This is a genomic window from Desulfobotulus sapovorans DSM 2055, from assembly GCF_059569355.1.
Window position 1 is genome coordinate 237,801 of the sequence record NZ_JCANVJ010000001.1, and the last position, 17,287, is coordinate 255,087.

Here is a 17,287-nt window from a genome sequence, read left to right on the forward strand (position 1 = left end):
TTCATCCCATGTAAATGGGGACAGGCCTTTTGTCTTCTGGGCACTGTTCCAGGAAATAGCGGTCTGTCATACCTGAGATAAAGTCCCTTACAATTTCGGCATGGTTCTGGTTCTGGATGTAGGTGTCATCCATGAGGGCCAGAAAATGTGTGAAAATGGGACTGTGCTCATGGCAGCAGCTCAGATCTTTCATGAAGCGATCGAAGAGGAGATGGAAAAGATCCCGGATACCCTGCAGATGATGTTTGATGGCAGGATTGTGGTAAATGTGTTCCAGACTGAACTGCTTCAGGGTAGAAAGGGCCTGAGAAACCTCCGGGCTGAAGCGGATTTCTCCCTTTGTCCCACTGTTCTGGAGGATGTCCGTCACCAGGCGGTAGACCATGGTGCCGTTGGTGTTTCCCAGAATCCTGACGGCTTCCGGTGGAAGGGCTTCCCGTGCGAGGATACCGATACGGATGGCATCTTCAATATCTCTTCCGATGTAGCCGATGGTGTCTGCCATGCGCATGACACAGCCCTCTGCGGTCATGGGGGTGAGGGGGACTTCAGGATTCTGGATCAGGGTCTGGAGTTCCCTTTCATGATCGCTGAAATCCTTGTTTTTTATGGGATAAAGGGCCGTGTTATGGATTTCACCATCGTGGCAGAGAATTCCGTCCAGGGTCTGAAGACTTAAGTTCCAGCCCCTGCCCTTGCGTTCCACCCGATCAAGGAACTGCACACTCTGGGCATTGTGCTGAAAGGAGCCAATGCCGCAGGCAAGGCAGATTTCCGATAAGAATCGTTCCCCATCATGACCGAAGGGAGGATGGCCGATGTCGTGGCCCAGGGCAATTGCCTCTATGAGATCTTCGTTGAGTCCCAGAAACCGGCCGATGGTACGACCAATTTTGGAAACCAGCTGTACATGGAGAACCCTGTGGGTGAGGTGGTCATTCCGGATGAGACTGAAAACCTGGGTTTTATCAATGTAGCGGGTATAGGCCAGGGAATGCAGGATGCGGTCTGCATCCACACTGAAGGGGGGCCGATAGTCCGTATCCAGTCTCTCTTCGTAAAAACGGCGCCGGACTTCGGTATCCATCGTTGCATAAAACCGCATGGATCCTTGTGTTTTGGGGTCATGGGGCATGGGGAGGCTGTCCATGGGGTAAGGGGAGCGGGCCGCAGCAGAAAATCGCGGCCCGCATGCAATCAGAGCTGTGCCATGAGGTTCTTGATGACCTGATCCAGATCCCTGGTAAATCCACTTTCTTTGCGGGCAATGGGTTCTCCTGCATCGCAGGCGTCCACCACGAGCGCATCATAGGGCAGGGTGCCGAGGAAGGGAATTCCCGTGGCCTTGGCTGTCGTTTCTCCACCGCCGGTTTTGAAGAGGGCGATGCGCTTGCCACAGTGGGGGCAGTCAAAGGGGCCCATGTTTTCCACAAGACCCGCAATTTCGAGATTGACGGTTTTGCAGAAATTGATGGATTTGCGCACATCGGCAAGGGCCACTTCCTGGGGAGTGGTCACCACAAGGGCTTTTGCTTCGGGGACACTCTGCACCACGGTAAGGGGTTCGTCACCCGTACCCGGAGGCGCATCGATGATGAGAAAATCAAGGGTTCCCCATTCCACGGAGGTGATGAATTGCTGAATCATGCCGGATTTTGCAGGTCCACGCCAGATAACGGCCTGGTCTTTATCCTGCATGAGGGACTGCATGGAAATGACACCGAGGTTTTTTCCCCCGTTGGCGGGGATGAGCCGTTTGGCCTCAGAGACATCGAGGAGGCCGGAAAGCCCCATCATATGGGCAATACTGGGGCCATGGAGATCCACATCCATGAGACCGACCTTGAACCCTTTTTCCGCAAGAGATACGGCAAGGTTGGTGGCCACAGAACTTTTGCCAACGCCGCCCTTACCACTCATTACCAGAAGCTTATGGCGAATTTTTCCCAAAGATTCCCTCATCATGGCTTCTTTTTCATCATTGGCGCTTTTCTTTTTTTTCTGTTCAGGCATTTTTTCATGAATCATGTTTTTTCTCCCACAGTCTTGACGCATGCACACAGGCAGTAATCAGGGATCTTGCACTTCTGAAAAAAACCGATTTCAACGTACCGGCATCAGGATTCTCCGTCCCCTGTTCCGGAGAAATGCCGCAAGGCAGACGGTTAGGGTTTTATTGCCTCTGCGGGGAAGCGTCAATAGAATTGTTTTGGGATATGGCTCATAAATCCTGTCCCTGCCTCTCCTTACCCGGCTTCATGCAGACGAAAGGAGGCCGGGGGCAGTTCAGGGACGGGGGTGATGCTGCGGATACGCATTTTCAGGAGATGGTCTTTGTTTTCAATGGCCCAGGTTCTCGGGTTGTCAGTGAGGGGGGTGAGGGAATAGACAAGCCTGTTCCTGTGGAGACGCTCCAGACGCAGGAAAGTGCCGTCCTGCCCCAGCAGGATGCGGGCGCGTACATGCCACCCTTCCTTGAGCAGAAAAACTCCCGGTGTTTCCTGAATAACCGCTGTCCACCGGGGCAGGGGAATTTTTCCCGCAAGGAGATGGGCAATTTCTTCCATATCAAGGGGGATTCCAAGGGCTTTCTGGGTGAGGCTTTCCAGGGAACGCAGTCTGGTGAGGCTGCCGGTTTCGGTCTCGCGGATTTCAGCAGACTGAGGGGTTGCGGCCATTTCAAAAAGGGGGCTGCCCATGGGGGAGAGGGCGACAAGGCGTAGTCCCTGATTCCGAGATACGGCGCAGACCAGTTGCAGGCTGCCTCCCGGCGGTATGGAATCCGGAAGGGTCAGTACGGCCCGGCCCGTGAAATGATCGGGCAAGGCCATTTGTGTCGTAAAAAAAGGGGGCAGCTCGCTGGCTTCCATGGGGCGGGGGCTGTGGATGCTGCATCCGGTTCCCGTCAGCAGCAGGAAAAGAAGGGCTGAAACTAAAACGACTCCTTTAATATCTCGAAAATAAAAGATTATCTTCATTATGGTGTCTCTTTGTGCTCAGAAGGGATCCCCTGTTTCAGGGCTTCCAGTTTTTGCAGTACCAGCGGTTTCTTTTCAAAGAGAAGCGATTTTTTGTAGGCTTCCTGCGCAGCCTCCACCCTTCCCAGAAAGGCATACACATCTCCGAGATGCTCCAGAACGGCAGGATCTTCCGGAAGAAGTGCTGCGGCTTTTTCCAGGTAGAGCAGGGCTTTTTCTGGTTTTCCCTGTTTGAAATACACCCATCCCATGCTGTCTGTGATGTATCCATCCTGGGGTTTCAGATCCATGGCTCTGCGGATAAAGCTTTCCGCCTCATCCAGGCGGATTTCCATTTCTGTGAGGGTATAGCCCAGATAGTTCAGGGCATTGGCGTGATCCGGATTCTGCTGAATGAGGGTTTCCATCTCTGCGATGGCTTTTTCCTTCTGGCCCATTTTATCCAGCACCACCCCCAGTCTGTAGCGGATCTGCTGATCTTTTTCATCTCGCGTAAGGCTGTTGCTGAAGATCTCCGCAGCGGCTTCCAGATGTCCGGCCTCTTCGTAGAAGGCCCCCAGATAAAAACGCAGGGTGGCATCTTCGGGATTGGCGGTGGCCGCTGCCTCCAGTGTGGCAATACCCCGTTCAATGGCATTTTCCTGCTGATCCATGTAAGCGAGATGCACCACAGCCTTGCGATATGCCGGATCTGCCGGGGAAATGGCCATGTAATGTGTCCGGGCCGCATCTTTCATTCCGGCTTCCTGGTGGGCAAGCCCCAGGGCATAGTGGATTTCACCGTTTTCCGGGTCACCGGAAAGGAGGGTTTCCAGCAGGAAAATGGCATCTCTGTAGCGTTTGTTTTCCATCAGGGTGGAAAAAATTCTTTTGACCGCAGTCTCACGGAGACTTTCTTCGGCAGCCAGCTGCGCCATGTGATCCATGGCTTCCTTCTCATTTCCTGTCTGCCAGAGAAATATGGAGAAATCCATAATAATTTCAATGGATGAAGATTCCAGATTCAGAATATCCTCATAGGCTTTTCGGATACTCTGTACCAGGGGATGATTTTTTTTGGGGGGCATAAGGAGTTTTTTGCCCTTTTCCAGGTGATCCACTTCCGTAATCAGGGGATTTAAGGCCAGAACCTGTCTGCGGAGCCTGGCAGAGGGGGGGCCGGAATGACGGGCCAGGAGGGCATCCAGAGTGTCTCCTGGACGGATTTCCACGGAAAGGTCGCGTGTCAGCTGTCGTGATAAAATTTTGATCCGTTCAAGGTAAGGTTCAAGGAGCTGGGGTACCATTTCGATGACCCGGTCAAAGTTCTGGAGGGCTTCCTCCTCTCTTTCAAGAATACTGAGAAGCTGGCCCAGATAGTAATATCCCGCGTAGTTTTCCGGACGCAGCTCAATGAATTTTCTGTAAATGTTTTCGGCTTTCAGAGCTTCTTTCTGGGAGAGATAGAGGTTGCCCAGAATGAGATAGACTTTTTCCCTGTGGGGATCGAGACGCAGTACTTCTTCATAGAGGGGGATCAGTTCCTCGATATCCTGAGCCAGCATCTGCCGGATGCCCGCAAGGACGATGAGGGTATCCGGATCTTCCGGATTCAGATCCCGTGCCCGTTCAATGGCCTGGAGGGCGGCTTTGGGCTGGTTGGCCCGTATGAGGAGGGCAGCCAGCTCCCGTTGCAGGTAGGCGGACTGGGAATCCAGGGCCGCTGCCTGCCGGAGAAAACCGATGGCTTCCAGCGGGCGGTTCCGGTTGAGCCGGATCTGGGCTTCTGTATAGTAATAGTAGGAAGATTCTGAAGCCGTCGTCCGGTTGACGGGTACGGTAAAGACCTCTTTTCCGGTTTCTTCTTTTTCCGATGGAAGCAGGGTCTCCGTATCCGGAACCGGGGGCTGGAGGGTTTTCTGGCTACAGGCCGGAAGGAAGAAGGGAAAAAACAGCAGGAGAAGAAAGAAGAGGATTTTTCCATTCCGCTGCGGTGGGTGTCCATGGCCACTAGGGTGTTGTTGAGAGCGCATATGGAGGATCTGCTTTCATGGCTTCGGGTCTTCTGACGGGTGGTTCATAAATTAAGGACGTCAGGTATGAACGGAAATGTTTTTTGGGTGCTTGTGGTTTTCGTGTGTGCTCTTTTTCTCTGACGGGGAATCAGAAGACATCTGAAGTATAGATGTCAAAATCCGGAAGTTCTTTTTGAAAAAAAGTCTGCATTTTTTTGACAATGCCCGCTTCAATCTGGCGCACCCGTTCCCTGGAAATTCCATAGGTTTCACCGATTTCCTGAAGGGTTACGGGTTCATCTGAAAAGATGCGCTTTTCAAAAATTTCAAGCTCACGCTCGTTCAGCTGGGAGGTGAATCCCGTAATTTTATCGTGGAGCATGTTTGTGATCTGTTTACGGGCGACCTCATCTTCTGCCGAGCTGCTTTCAGATCCCAGAAAAGACATGCGGTCTGTTTCCGAATCTTCCCGAACCGGTGCATCCAGGGAAAGATCCCAGGCATCAAGGCGCTGATCCATGTCAATGACTTCCTTCTGGGAAACCCCCAGGCGTTCCGCCAGAAGTTTGGGCTTGGGATCAAAGCCCTGATCAATGAGGTTCTGTTTTTCTTTTTTCAGTTTAAAAAAAAGCTTGCGCTGGCCCTGGGTGGTGCCGATTTTCACAAGCCGCCAGTTGTCCATGATGAACTTGAGAATATAGGCTTTGATCCAGAAGGAAGCGTAATACGAAAATTTGACGCCCTTATACGGATCAAACTTGCGAACGGCCTGCATGAGTCCGATGTTGCCCTCCTGAATGAGGTCAAGAAGGTTCTGCATCCAGACCCGCTGGAATTCCATGGCGATTTTTACCACAAGACGGAGATTCGCGGTTGTGAGCGCATAGGCGGCTTCGGGGTCGTTGTCTTCCTGCACCCGTCTGCCGAGTTCAATTTCTTCTTCACGGGTCAGCAGTTTGTACCGGCTGATTTCAGACAGGTAGCTTTGCAGGGGATCCAGTTTGGCAAGGGCCTTGCTGGACTCCTGTCTGGGAGCCGGAAGATTTTTATGGGCGGGTGTTTTTCTGCTTGTCGTTTTATCTGTCATGGCTGCACTTCCAGGTGACGGTTGACCTTATGATAAAGGCATATCGGAGATTTTGACATCCACTATGGGGAGCCATCCGCTTGCCAAGGGGGGTATCATCCCATGCCTGCATGTGGATGTAAACCATGCAGCGGATGGCGGACGATATTTTTTTGGGGAGTATTTTATTTATATTCTTGTAATAATTATTGATCTTTTGTTTGTTTGCTGCCTTTTCATCCTGTACTCTCTGGGGGATGTCTGCTTTCTGACCCCCGGCTTCTTTTTGGACAGGGGAGTATTACGGAAAAAATATCTGTCAGAAGTATTTTTTTTCTGGACAAGGAAAGGCCCCTCTGCTAGATAGCGTTTTCGTTATGCGCCAGTAGCTCAGCTGGATAGAGCAACGGACTTCTAATCCGTAGGCCGGGAGTTCGAATCTTCCCTGGCGCGCCATGCGCCTTAAAAACTAGGGTTTTCGAACCTTATAATACAGATGGGCGGGAATAACTCAGTGGTAGAGTGCAACCTTGCCAAGGTTGAAGTCGCGGGTTCAAATCCCGTTTCCCGCTCCACAGTTCTTCTTTTCATACCATCCGTCCCGATGCGGGAATAACTCAGTGGTAGAGTGCAACCTTGCCAAGGTTGAAGTCGCGGGTTCAAATCCCGTTTCCCGCTCCATAAAAAAATAAAAGACCTTCTGTGTTTTCAGGAGGTCTTTTTGTTTTTCAGCTTTCGCTTTCCTCGTACCGGAATCCCCTGGCTGCTTCTACGGCCTTCTGCCATCCGATGCAGCGTTTCTGTGCTTCTTGTTCCGGCATTTCCGGTAGAAAAGTCCGGATTTTTCCCCTTTTCTGAATATCTTCCTGGTTCTTCCAGAATCCAAGGGCAAGCCCTGCCAGATGGGCGGCACCCATGGCCGTTGTTTCCGGGCATGCGGGTCTGCCCACGGGGATTCGTAGAATATCACTTTGAAACTGCATGAGAAAATTGTTTTCCACGGCCCCGCCGTCTACCCGGAGTCTGGGGATGGTGATGGCGGCATCTTTTTCCATGGCCAGCAGCACATCCCGGCTCTGGTAGGCAATGGACTCCAGAGTGGCACGGATGAAGTGTTCCTTGCCGCTTCCCCGGGTCAGCCCGAAGACGGCTCCTCTGGCATCCGGATCCCAGTGCGGGGTTCCAAGCCCCACAAAGGCGGGTACCACATAGACGCCGGCGGTATCGGCAACGCGTCGGGCATAGGTCTCGGATTCCGAGGATTCCCGGAACATGCGCATGCCGTCACGCAGCCACTGAATGGCGGAGCCTCCCACAAAGACGGAGCCTTCCAGGGCATACTGCACCTTGCCCGCTACCTCCCAGGCGATGGTGGTAAGCAGGCCGCTTGTGCTTTCCACGGCTTTTTCTCCCGTGTTCATCAGCATGAAGCAGCCCGTTCCATAGGTGTTTTTTGTCATCCCCGGTGTGTGACAGCCCTGGCCGAAGAGGGCGGCCTGCTGGTCTCCTGCCATGCCCGCGATGGGAAGGACATGACCGAAAAAGGTTTCCGGAAGGGTATGACCGCAGATACCGGAAGAAGGTACGATGCGGGGCAGCATGGCCTGGGGGATGTTCAGAATATCGAGGAGCCGGGTGTCCCAGTTTTTGGTGTGGATATTGCAAAGAAGGGTGCGGGAAGCGTTGGAAAGGTCGGTCACATGACTGTTGCCACCTGTCAGTTTCCATGTGATCCAGGTGTCGATGGTGCCAAAGAGCAGCTCTCCCTTTTCCGCCCTGGCCTGGGCACCTGGAACATGGTCAAGAATCCAGCGGATTTTGCTGCCTGAAAAATAGGGATCCAGAAGAAGTCCTGTCCGTTGCCTGAAAAGGGCTTCGTGGCCTGCTTTTTTCAGTTTTTCACAGATCTCCGCACTCTGGCGGGACTGCCAGACAATGGCCCTGTGGATGGGTCTTCCCGTTGTCCGATCCCAGACCACCGTCGTTTCCCTCTGGTTGGCAAGACCGATACCCGCAATATTTTCTCCACTGACACCTGGTTTTCCCAGTATTTCCGCCACAACGGCCTGTATGGAAGACCAGATTTCCATGGCATCCTGCTCCACCCATCCGGGCTTTGGAAAGTGCTGGGTAAACTCTTTCTGGGTAGTGTGGAGGATTTCGTTGTCCTTGTTGAACAAAAGGGCGCGGGAACTGGTCGTACCCTGGTCGATGGCAAGGATGTGGGGTCTGGAGGACATGGGCGCTCCACGGCAGTGAGGTTTCGATGACAGAATACGGAGAAGGGGTTCCGGCAGGGGTGAACCATAAAAAAAGCTCCGGAAAATTTTCCGGAGCTTTTTATCCTTGAATTGTGGCGCGCCCGGCACGACTCGAACGTGCGATCTTCGGCTCCGGAGGCCGACGCCTTATCCACTGGGCCACGGGCGCAACAGAAGACTAATTAGAGGAAAGCCCCTTTGCTGTCAAGAAATTTTATATCCGTATTCTGGAAGGAGACGGCCTTGCCACCTCCGCTTTTTCTGTGGAGAGGGGCAGGGCGTGGAAAGGGAAAAAAGATGTGACAGCCATGTTTTTTTAGGTCTTTATGTGAGAAAGAAGAAAGAGATATGGATTTTCTGCAAGGTGAACACGGTTGTAAAACTCTTTTGGAAAGCACAGCAAATGGAAAAGACAGTCATAGAACTTCTGGCACCGGCAAAGGATCTGGCAACGGGGCGGGCTGCCATACAGCACGGTGCGGATGCCGTTTATATCGGAGCCGAACGTTTTGGTGCCAGGGCCGCAGCGGGGAACACCCTTACGGACATAGAGACCCTCTGTACCTTTGCCCATGGTTTTCATGCCCGGGTCTATCTTACTCTCAATACCCTCCTGTACGATCATGAGCTGGAGGCTGCAGCCACCCTTGTGCGGGAAGCGTGGAATGCGGGGGTGGATGCCCTGATTTTTCAGGATGCAGCCCTCCTGGAAATGAATCTTCCCCCCATCGCCCTGCACGCCAGTACCCAGATGCACAACATGGACACGGATCACATCGCCTTTCTCGAAGCCGCAGGGGTATCCCGCGTGGTACTGGCCAGGGAGCTGGATCTGGCCGCCATCGCCCGCATCCGGGAGAAAACCGGTGTCGCTCTGGAGGCCTTTGTCCATGGAGCACTCTGCGTCAGCCATTCGGGCCGCTGCTGGATGAGCCTTGCCCTGGGTGGAAGAAGTGCCAACCGGGGTGTTTGTGGTCAGCCCTGCCGCCTCCCCTGGAATCTTGTGGATGAAAGGGGGGAGCTGCGGGTTCGGGAAAAACATCTGCTTTCCTTAAAAGACATGGATCGTTCCGCAGGACTTCTGCCGCTTCTTGGGGCCGGGGTCACCTCCTTTAAAATTGAGGGAAGGCTGAAGGATGTGGCTTATGTAAAAAATGTAACGGCTTTTTACCGTAAAGCCCTGGATGCCGCCCTCGAAAGCTGGGGCAAGGGCAGTCCCCTTTCCCATGGCAGATGTTCTTATTCCTTTACCCCCGATCCGAAAAAAACCTTCCACAGGGGAGCAACGGAGTATTTCCTTTCGGGAAAAAGGGAGGATATCGGCCACATGGACACGCCCAAGGCCATGGGAGAGGGGATGGGACGTATCCACAGGCTGGACGGGGGAACCCTGGTTCTGAAGCGGGAGGCGGATCTTGCCGCTGGAGACGGGCTTTGTTTTCTGGATCAGAAGGGGCAGATGCGGGGGCTTTCCGTGAACCGCTGTGAGGGGAAAAAAATCTGGCCTGCCCCCGGTGCCCTGTCAGGACTGAAGCAGGAGGATGTGGCGGACAGTCTTTTGTACCGGAACCAGGATCTGCGCTTCCGCAAGCTGCTGGATTCGGAAAAAAGCGGAGTGCGAAAGCTTGCCACAGCCCTTTTTATGAAAGAAGGGAAAGAAGATTTCTGCCTTGAAATGACAGATATGACGACAGGACTTGCCGTACGGGTGTGTGCGGATCTGGAAAGAATTCCGGCCGATAATCCGGAAACGGCAAAAACCCGTGCGGCTCAGCAGCTTGGAAAGCTTGGAGATACGGCCTTTGAGGCTGTGGAAATACGGGTAGACACGGGAACCTGGTTTTTGCGGGCCTCCGATCTCAATGGCCTGCGCCGTGATGCGGCATCCGCACTCTGGGAGCTGCGGCTGGCTTCCCATTCCAGACCTTTGCGTCAGGCGGCCTCGGAAGATTTTCATGCGATGCCCTATCCCGTAGAGGCCCTGGATTCTTCCTTCAATGTACTCAATGCCATGGCAAGGGCCTTTTATGAAAAGCACGGCTGCCGGGTGCTGTCCATGGCTTATGAAAAGGAAGGGGTGCAGCCCGGAGACCGGGTTATGACCACCCACCATTGTCTGCGCTATTCCCTTGGAGCCTGCCCCCGTCATCAGGGGACAGGCCAGGGTGCAGGAAGCCTCCGGAACTGGCGGCTTGAGGGTAAGGGAGCCGTTTTTTCGCTGGTTTTTGACTGCGCGGCATGCAGGATGCATGTTTTTCTGGAAGAGAAGCCCTTGTGAGGGAGAACGATCCAGCGGACTGCCGAGATGCCCGATGGGAAGATCATTTTTTCCGCATACGGCTGTCCAGCACCAGGGTGACGGGACCGTCATTGGTCAGGGATACGGCCATGGCAGCCTGAAATTTTCCGGTCTGCACCCCGGTTCCTGCTTTCCGGCAGCACTGGATAAAATGTTCGTAAAGGGGGATGGCCAGCTCCGGAGCGGCGGCTTCTGTGAAGGACGGACGGCGTCCCTTCCGGCAGTCCCCCAGAAGGGTGAACTGGGAAACGACAAGGATCTGTCCTCCCGTATCCAGAACAGAAAGATTCATCTTTCCCAGTCCGTCCTCAAAAATTCTTAAATGCAGGATTTTTTCCGCAAGAAAGGCACTGTCTTCCGCAGTATCCTCTCTGGAAACTCCAAGAAGGACAAGCAGACCCGCATCAATACGGCCCGTCAGCTGATTTTCTACCTGAACGTCTGCCCGTGAGACGCGCTGTACAACGGCAATCATGGTTTACCTCATGTCTGGCAGGGTGGGGATAAAGGTGCCGCAGGCCGTGTGGCCTGGATGCGGCGAAACGCTGTCAGTGAAAAACAGAGAGAATCTCCTTCAGGTTTTCCTTCCTGTACCGTTGCTTCCGAAGTCTTTCCCAGTGGTCGGGAAAGGCCATGGGAGCGAAATAGACTTCAAGGGTCAGCATAAGCTCTTCTTCTCCCCGCAGAAAGGAAACAATGCGCATGGGTTCCTGCACGAGCCCCTCATAGCGGAGGGTGCTTCGGGTTTGCAGGTGCTGCTGTACCATCTGGTTGTGTCCTGCAATACGTCGGGTGCCCTGCTGAAGCAGCAGGTTTTCCCAGGCAGCCCGCAAGGCCTGCTGGCGTCCATCAACTCCGGGGCTTGCGGGAAGGGTGACGGAGACCCGCCGGATTTCCCAGTCTTCCATTCTGTATTCCCCGGGAGCAGGTACCATGATCAGGCGGCTTTCCGCGAGGACGCCGTTGTGGATCTCCTGTTCCAGGGCAATGCAGAAGGGGGGGACTCCCGTCTGTCCGGCCTGCATGGCGCATCCTGTGCAGACAGACAGGAGGCCTATCAGAATTCCGTGAAAGACAGTATCCAGGAAGATGAAATTTCTCATTGATTGCAGTCCGGATAAAAAAGGAGGGGCTTTGAGGCATCCGCGTCGGCCAGAGAGCCCGGAAGATTGGTAGGGGAACATAGCACAGACCCGTCTGGGGAAGAAAGGACTCTCTGTTCGGGAAAAAAGGGCTTTTTTCCCCTGGGATCGTGAATGTCCCTGGGATGTTGTTCCCATGACGGGGCTGTGTTAAGGAGAAGGGGGAGTGGTTTCCCTGGGAAGCTGCTGCCTTTTTTGTATCCATTCGACAGGGGGAACCCCCCGGGGAAGGAGTCTATGGTGCAGGCCATACCAGCGTCCGGATTGTCCCGCAGGCTTATTCTTTTTCTTCTGGTTCTCCTTGTTGCAGGAGAAATCATTGCCTTTGCCGTTGCCTGGAATATTTCAGGGACAAAGTCCTGGCTTCAGGTACAGAATCAGGATGGGGGGGTGATCTATGAAACCCGTGGAGACACGCTGACCCGTTTTGACCGCTACTATTTTGAGCAGAATTTTGGCCCCCTGGAATCCTACCATACCCGGCTGATCACCCGGGACATTCCCTTTCCCCTTACGGCCTGGCTCTTTACGGCCATCGGCGTTCCCGTTGGTCTGGTGCTTTTTTTTGCTTTTCTGGTAAAGGTATGGAGCGCCCTTTTTCTGAGGGAGACGGATCCCGCCGGGACTGTCCGGGAAAAGGAAAAGGGGTTGGAACAGGTTCTGTCCCGTATGGACAGGCCTGGGGTTTTCACCGTTGGGGGCCTGGTTTTTGTCTCCGTCCTGGGGCTCTGGGTGCTGCCTGTACTGCTTTCACGGGCCGCCCTTTCGGCACTGGAGCTGGTGCTGCGGTTCAAATGGATTTTTGCCGTTCTTTTTCTGGGGGTTTTAAGCCTCTGTTTCTGGTTTTTGTATCTGCGGTATCGTCTGGCTGGTAAGGCCATGGATGCCAGGCTGGAAATGGAGCGTCTGCGTCTGACTCTGGAGATGGAAAAAAGGGAGTTTCTTCCGGATGCATCCCCCCTTTTGCCTGCCCCCCTGAAAGGGGAAGGGAACAAAAAGACAGCACAAGAAAAGGAAGGGGAAGCGGAGGGGCCTGTACCCGCCCGGCCATCCCCCATGAACGAACCTTAGGATGTGAGATCCATGGACATTATCACCACACATAAAAATGCGGATTTTGATGCCGTGGCCTCCATGGTTGCGGCAACCCTTCTGTATCCCGGCGCAATTCCCGTGCGTCCCAACGATCTGAATCCCAATGTGAAGGCCTTTCTTTCCATTCATAAAGATATCTTTGACACCTATCTGCCCAAGGAAACAGATCTGAAGAAGGTGCAGCGCATGGTGGTGGTGGATACCGGTTCCTGGGCCCGCCTGGATGGGCATCTGCGGAAACTGAAAGAGCAGAAGGATCTGGAACTGATTCTCTGGGATCATCATCCGGAAGGGGATATTGAGGCCGGATGGATCTGCCGGGAAGCCATGGGAGCCACGGTGACCCTTCTGGTGCGGACTCTGCGGGAAAAGGGGCAGCGGCTTACTCCCATGCAGGCCACCCTGTTCCTGCTGGGGTTGTATGAGGATACGGGCAATCTCAGTTTCAGCTCCACCAAGGCTGAAGATGCTCTGGCTGCGGCCTATCTTCTGGAAAACCGGGCGGATCTCAACGTCTTGTCCACTTTTTTAAGACCGGTCTATGGCGAGCGGCAGAAGGAAATTCTTTTTGAGATGATCCAGGCCGGAGAATCGGCCAAGATGGATGTGAAGGGACACCGTATTGCCATCAGCCATATGCTGATTGAGGGGCATGTGGGCAATCTTTCCGTTGTCATCAATATGTACCGGGAAATCATGAACGTGGATGCGGCCTTTGGCATTTTCACAGATCCGGAACGCCAGCGTACCTTTGTGATTGGCCGCAGCAAAACCGAAGACCTCAATGTGGGTTCCATCATGCGCAGTCTGGGGGGCGGAGGCCATCCGGCTGCGGGTTCGGCCATGCTGGATCGGGTCAATACGGATGTGATTGTGGAGCAGATCCTTACTTTGCTGGAGGGGAATCAGCAGAGTTCTGTGCAGCTCATTGATATTATGAGCTATCCTGTGAAAACGGTGGATGGTGATACACCCATGGATGTGGTCTGGGAAGTGCTTGTGGAAAAGGGCTGTACCGGTTTGCCTGTCATGGAGGATGGGGTGCTGTCAGGGGTGATTTCACGGCGGGATTTCCGGAAAATACGCAAAGAGTCCCAGAAAAAAGCCCCTGTACGGGCCTTCATGAGCCGGAATGTCGTCACCATTGATCCGGGTAAAAGTCCCATGGAGGCTGCAAAAATTATGGTAAAGCATGACATCGGCCGTCTGCCTGTGGTGAAAGATGGCCGGATTATCGGTATTGTTTCCAGATCCGATGCCATGCGGTATTTTTATGACCTGCTGCCGGACTGATTCCGGTCTGAGCCGGTAGGGATGCTGAATTTTTGGTGGGCAGGCATCCGTGGATGATGGGGCTATTCAGAGAGATTGAAAAATAAAATTTATTGAATCAAGAAGGATTATTCACTTGAATTGGTGATTTGTTCTGAGTATGGTGGGGTCGCATGATGGTCTGCCCTTAAATAAACCATTGGGGGGTGACAAAGGGCACCTGCGATCCGACCACAATGCCATGTATTCCATAAAAAAGCTCCTTGATTGAAATCCGTTAAGCAGGAAAGGCCGGGCAAGATGTCCGGCCTTTCCTGTTTTAAAACGAGCAGGTATGGAAAAAAAGGGCAAAAAAGGGGGAGACGTTCAGGATTCAAGGGCAGATTTCAGTGCGGCTTCCAGACTGGAAAAGGAAAAGCGAAATCCTTCGGCTTCCAGTTTTTCCGGAATCCCCCGTTGACTGGCCAGAAGAATTTCCCCGAAGTCCCCGAGGAGAAGGCGCAGGGCAAAGGCGGGTACCCTGAAAAAGTCCGGCCTGTGGAGAAGCCTTGCCAGAGTACGGGAAAAGGTCTTGTTGGTGACATTTTCCGGTGCCACAAGATTATAGGCGCCTGCCGTTTCCCGATGGCGGATGAAAAAATCCACCGCATTGACAATATCCTCCACATGCACCCAGGGCATCCATTGTTCGCCGGATCCCAGAGGCCCCCCCACCCCCATGCGGTAGGCGGGAACCATCTTGGAAAGGGCGCCTCCCCTGTCTCCCAGCACAATGCCAAAGCGCATACAGATCACCCGGGCGCCCTTTTTTTCCGCAGCCAGAGCGGCATCTTCCCATTCCACACAGAGTTTTGCGAGAAAATCGCTGCCAGGTTCATGGTTTTCTTTCAGTTCTTCATCCCCGCAGGAGCCGTAGTAGCCGATGGCGGAGGTGGAGAGCAGGGTCTGATGTTTTTTTCCGGACAGGGCGGAAACCAGATTTTTTGTGGTGAGGATGCGGGAGGCACGCATCACCTCCATGGAAGAGGGCGTCCAGTAGTGAAAAATGCTGCGTCCGGCCAGATTGATGACAAGGTCGGCTTCACCTGCCACCTCCTGCCAGGAACCGGGCTGGGTGGTATCTGCTTGCATATAGGTGAAATTGCCATGGGAAAGGCAAGGGTGGTTCGGAGCCAGATCCGCTGCTGCAACCGTAAATCCTTTATCGAGGAGGAAAGAAAGGATACGGGTGCCCACAAAGCCGGCCCCCCCGGTGATGAATGTACGCATACGATCTCCTTGTTTTCAGGATTCAGAAAGCGACGGGGGATTCCCCGGCTTTCAGACATGGTTGCGCAGAGCCAGTTCCGCAGGATGGGGATTGAGGTAAGTCTGACGTGCAAGGTAGCCCACATCATATTTACGGACATGGTGTCCGATCAGGGTGATGGGGACAATGAGGGGCAGCTGCCCCTCATGGTAGCGGGTGATGAGATCGAGCAGCTCCTGGCGTTCGGTATCGGGCAGAATGTGCTTGAAATACCCGAGCATGTGCTGAAGTACATTGGTGTTTTTTTTGCGGGTGCCTTTGCGGCTTAAGGCCTGGAGCAGGAGCGTTTCGTATTCCTTGAAAAGAAGATCTGCCTCCATCTCCTTCCCCCTGGCCACAAGACGTCCCATTTCCCGGTAATGTTCCGTGCTGTGTCCCAGAAGGAGCAGTTTGTTGTCCGTGTGAAAGGCCACAAGATCCCCAAGCCTCATGTTTTTTCTGGCCTCCCGCCAGCGGGTGAGGGCGAAAATCCGGATGATGAAGTTTTCCCGCAGCACAGGATCATGGAGTCTGCCGTCTTCCTCCACAGGAGTGAGGGGAAAGCGCTGCATGAAGGCTTTTGCGAAAATTCCCACGCCGGTCTTGCTGATCATGTGGCCTTTTTCGTTGTACACCTTGACCCGCTCCATGCCGGAGCTTGGGGAACCTCCTTTGAAGATGAAACCGCAGAGATCTTCCTTTTCCAGGGCATCCAGACGTCCGGCAGCCCAGGTCTCCATGGTGTCTGTATGGTCTTCACCACTTTTTCGGGTGAGCAGGCGTGGGTTTTCGGGAGTTCCCACAAGACGCAGGGATTCTCTGGGGACGGGCATGCCGCATTCGACTTCCGGGCATACGGGAAGGTAGCGTACGTACTGCCCCAGGGTGTGGAGGATGTAGGGATCCCGCTGATGTCCGCCGTCGTAGCGGACGAGATTTCCCAGAAGACAGGAACTGACGCCAAGGATGATGGGTCGGGTCATGGGGTCTCCTTTTTTGGATTCCGGAACCGGGAGAAGGGGATTTCTTGCTTCCTCCCTTGTGATGCGGGATCAGAAGGGCTTCAGACAAAACATTCCGGTTCCCGCCGTATATGGGTGAAATCCCTTTCCAGCTCATGCTTGTGCCAGAGGTATTTTTCGTCATCAAAATACTTGGCTTCTACAGGACATTTCTTGATACAGGCGCAGCACTTGATGCAGACCCCCGTGATCTTTGACACATCTTCCCCGTCGATGGATCCCATGGGACAGACCGAGACACAGAGCTTGCAGTCCGTGCAGGCCTCGCTGGTTCTGGGAACCACCTTGAGGATGTTTGCAAACTCTCCTTTCTGATCTTTGGGGCGGTAATAGGCCCTGTAGGGTCTGTTCCCTTTGACGGAGACAGGATGGCTCTCTTCAGCAGAGTCTATTTTTTGGGAGATTCTGGCAGCGAAATCTGCGGCCACGGCCATATCTTCCGGGTCGGGCCTTCCTGCCCCCAGAGTCGTTGAAAAGGAATGTTCGCCGATGAAGGCACCGGCAGCGATGACCTGGAAGCCCTTTGAGGTGAGGATGTCCCGGAATTCGATGAGGGCGTCATCATAGTGGCGGTTACCGTAAAGGACAATGGCAACGGCCTGTGCCCCGTTGCCGGCAAGGGTGTCGAGAAATTTCAGCAGCAGATTGGGCACGCGACCGGCGTAGACCGGCACTCCCATGACAACGAGATCCTTTCTGTCAAAGGAAAGGGGGGTTTTGCGTGCTTCCGGAAGCGTGATGTCAAAGGGGCAGACCGCAAGATCTTTTCCGGAGTGCACCGCCATTTTTTGGGCAATGCCGCTGACGATTTTTTCGGTTGTACCCGTCGGGCTGAAATACAGCGTCTTGATGCTTTCAGGCATCGTACAA

The 17,287-nt window shown here is 53.8% G+C and carries 14 protein-coding genes and 4 tRNA genes; 6 read left to right on the forward strand and 12 right to left on the reverse strand.

The annotated features are described in order from the left end of the window. Window position 1 precedes the first annotated feature (1 nt). The 5 genes from BR04_RS00925 to BR04_RS00945 form a co-directional block, all read right to left on the reverse strand. Window positions 2–1,105, reverse strand: coding sequence for a deoxyguanosinetriphosphate triphosphohydrolase family protein (locus BR04_RS00925; RefSeq protein ID WP_496354101.1), 1,104 nt, complete (start codon window positions 1,103–1,105; stop codon window positions 2–4). Between the two features lie 92 nt (window positions 1,106–1,197). Further along, a complete protein-coding gene (locus tag BR04_RS00930) occupies window positions 1,198–2,028 on the reverse strand; it encodes a P-loop NTPase (RefSeq protein ID WP_496354102.1) in 831 nt (276 codons plus the stop codon). Between the two features lie 218 nt (window positions 2,029–2,246). Continuing rightward, window positions 2,247–2,978 carry a LolA-like protein gene (locus tag BR04_RS00935; RefSeq protein WP_496354103.1) on the reverse strand — a complete coding sequence of 244 codons (732 nt, stop codon included), beginning with the start codon at window positions 2,976–2,978 and terminating at the stop codon, window positions 2,247–2,249. Next, entirely contained in the window at window positions 2,978–4,990 is a 2,013-nt protein-coding gene (locus BR04_RS00940) for a tetratricopeptide repeat protein (RefSeq protein ID WP_496354104.1), read from the reverse strand. The genes BR04_RS00935 and BR04_RS00940 overlap by 1 nt, the downstream gene beginning before the upstream one ends. Before the next feature lie 130 nt (window positions 4,991–5,120). Continuing rightward, complete coding sequence (locus BR04_RS00945; RefSeq protein ID WP_496354105.1) at window positions 5,121–6,059, reverse strand: sigma-70 family RNA polymerase sigma factor; 939 nt, start codon at window positions 6,057–6,059, stop codon at window positions 5,121–5,123. 358 nt (window positions 6,060–6,417) lie between these two features. Between BR04_RS00945 and BR04_RS00950 the strand changes: the two genes are divergently transcribed. From BR04_RS00950 to BR04_RS00960, 3 genes are all read left to right on the forward strand, one after another. Next, a tRNA-Arg gene (locus BR04_RS00950) sits at window positions 6,418–6,494 on the forward strand. Window positions 6,495–6,538: 44 nt separating this feature from the next. Then, window positions 6,539–6,613, forward strand: a tRNA-Gly gene (locus tag BR04_RS00955). Between the two features lie 31 nt (window positions 6,614–6,644). Beyond that, window positions 6,645–6,719 (forward strand) — tRNA-Gly (locus BR04_RS00960). 47 nt (window positions 6,720–6,766) lie between these two features. On the opposite strand, the gene glpK is transcribed toward BR04_RS00960, so the two are convergent. Together glpK and BR04_RS00970 are read right to left on the reverse strand one after the other, a co-directional pair. Continuing rightward, entirely contained in the window at window positions 6,767–8,278 is a 1,512-nt protein-coding gene (glpK, locus tag BR04_RS00965) for a glycerol kinase GlpK (protein WP_496354106.1), read from the reverse strand. A 114-nt stretch (window positions 8,279–8,392) separates the two neighbouring features. After that, window positions 8,393–8,468: transfer RNA gene (locus BR04_RS00970), tRNA-Arg, on the reverse strand. Between the two features lie 234 nt (window positions 8,469–8,702). Here BR04_RS00970 and BR04_RS00975 point away from each other — a divergent pair. Then, window positions 8,703–10,577, forward strand: coding sequence for a peptidase U32 family protein (locus tag BR04_RS00975; protein WP_496354107.1), 1,875 nt, complete (start codon window positions 8,703–8,705; stop codon window positions 10,575–10,577). Window positions 10,578–10,620: 43 nt separating this feature from the next. Here BR04_RS00975 and dtd read toward each other — a convergent pair whose 3' ends face one another. Both dtd and BR04_RS00985 read right to left on the reverse strand, forming a co-directional pair. Then, complete coding sequence (dtd, locus tag BR04_RS00980) at window positions 10,621–11,073, reverse strand: D-aminoacyl-tRNA deacylase (protein WP_496354108.1); 453 nt, start codon at window positions 11,071–11,073, stop codon at window positions 10,621–10,623. Window positions 11,074–11,146: 73 nt separating this feature from the next. Beyond that, window positions 11,147–11,623: a hypothetical protein gene (locus tag BR04_RS00985; protein WP_496354109.1), complete on the reverse strand. Its 477-nt coding sequence runs from the start codon at window positions 11,621–11,623 to the stop codon at window positions 11,147–11,149. 357 nt (window positions 11,624–11,980) lie between these two features. Between BR04_RS00985 and BR04_RS00990 the strand changes: the two genes are divergently transcribed. Beyond that, window positions 11,981–12,811 carry a hypothetical protein gene (locus BR04_RS00990; RefSeq protein WP_496354110.1) on the forward strand — a complete coding sequence of 277 codons (831 nt, stop codon included), beginning with the start codon at window positions 11,981–11,983 and terminating at the stop codon, window positions 12,809–12,811. Between the two features lie 12 nt (window positions 12,812–12,823). Then, complete coding sequence (locus tag BR04_RS00995) at window positions 12,824–14,128, forward strand: CBS domain-containing protein (protein WP_496354111.1); 1,305 nt, start codon at window positions 12,824–12,826, stop codon at window positions 14,126–14,128. A 345-nt stretch (window positions 14,129–14,473) separates the two neighbouring features. Here BR04_RS00995 and BR04_RS01000 read toward each other — a convergent pair whose 3' ends face one another. The 3 genes from BR04_RS01000 to BR04_RS01010 form a co-directional block, all read right to left on the reverse strand. Beyond that, on the reverse strand, window positions 14,474–15,376 hold the full coding sequence (locus BR04_RS01000) for a TIGR01777 family oxidoreductase (protein WP_496354112.1): 903 nt from the start codon (window positions 15,374–15,376) through the stop codon (window positions 14,474–14,476). Window positions 15,377–15,427: 51 nt separating this feature from the next. Next, window positions 15,428–16,378, reverse strand: coding sequence for a YbgA family protein (locus BR04_RS01005; RefSeq protein ID WP_496354113.1), 951 nt, complete (start codon window positions 16,376–16,378; stop codon window positions 15,428–15,430). 80 nt (window positions 16,379–16,458) lie between these two features. Continuing rightward, window positions 16,459–17,280 (reverse strand): EFR1 family ferrodoxin, encoded by an 822-nt coding sequence (locus BR04_RS01010; protein ID WP_496354114.1) that lies wholly within the window; start codon window positions 17,278–17,280, stop codon window positions 16,459–16,461. Between the last annotated feature and the right edge of the window lie 7 nt (window positions 17,281–17,287).

Excerpts from the sequence above, each read along its gene's own strand:
- BR04_RS00925 (WP_496354101.1), bottom strand. The coding sequence starts at position 1,105 with ATGCGGTTTTATGCAACGATGGATACCGAAGTCCGGCGCCGTTTTTAC.
- BR04_RS00930 (WP_496354102.1), bottom strand. The coding sequence starts at position 2,028 with ATGATTCATGAAAAAATGCCTGAACAGAAAAAAAAGAAAAGCGCCAAT.
- BR04_RS00935 (WP_496354103.1), bottom strand. The coding sequence starts at position 2,978 with ATGAAGATAATCTTTTATTTTCGAGATATTAAAGGAGTCGTTTTAGTT.
- BR04_RS00940 (WP_496354104.1), bottom strand. The coding sequence starts at position 4,990 with ATGCGCTCTCAACAACACCCTAGTGGCCATGGACACCCACCGCAGCGG.
- BR04_RS00945 (WP_496354105.1), bottom strand. The coding sequence starts at position 6,059 with ATGACAGATAAAACGACAAGCAGAAAAACACCCGCCCATAAAAATCTT.
- glpK (WP_496354106.1), bottom strand. The coding sequence starts at position 8,278 with ATGTCCTCCAGACCCCACATCCTTGCCATCGACCAGGGTACGACCAGT.
- BR04_RS00975 (WP_496354107.1), top strand. The coding sequence starts at position 8,703 with ATGGAAAAGACAGTCATAGAACTTCTGGCACCGGCAAAGGATCTGGCA.
- dtd (WP_496354108.1), bottom strand. The coding sequence starts at position 11,073 with ATGATTGCCGTTGTACAGCGCGTCTCACGGGCAGACGTTCAGGTAGAA.
- BR04_RS00985 (WP_496354109.1), bottom strand. The coding sequence starts at position 11,623 with ATGCAGGCCGGACAGACGGGAGTCCCCCCCTTCTGCATTGCCCTGGAA.
- BR04_RS00995 (WP_496354111.1), top strand. The coding sequence starts at position 12,824 with ATGGACATTATCACCACACATAAAAATGCGGATTTTGATGCCGTGGCC.
- BR04_RS01000 (WP_496354112.1), bottom strand. The coding sequence starts at position 15,376 with ATGCGTACATTCATCACCGGGGGGGCCGGCTTTGTGGGCACCCGTATC.
- BR04_RS01005 (WP_496354113.1), bottom strand. The coding sequence starts at position 16,378 with ATGACCCGACCCATCATCCTTGGCGTCAGTTCCTGTCTTCTGGGAAAT.
- BR04_RS01010 (WP_496354114.1), bottom strand. The coding sequence starts at position 17,280 with ATGCCTGAAAGCATCAAGACGCTGTATTTCAGCCCGACGGGTACAACC.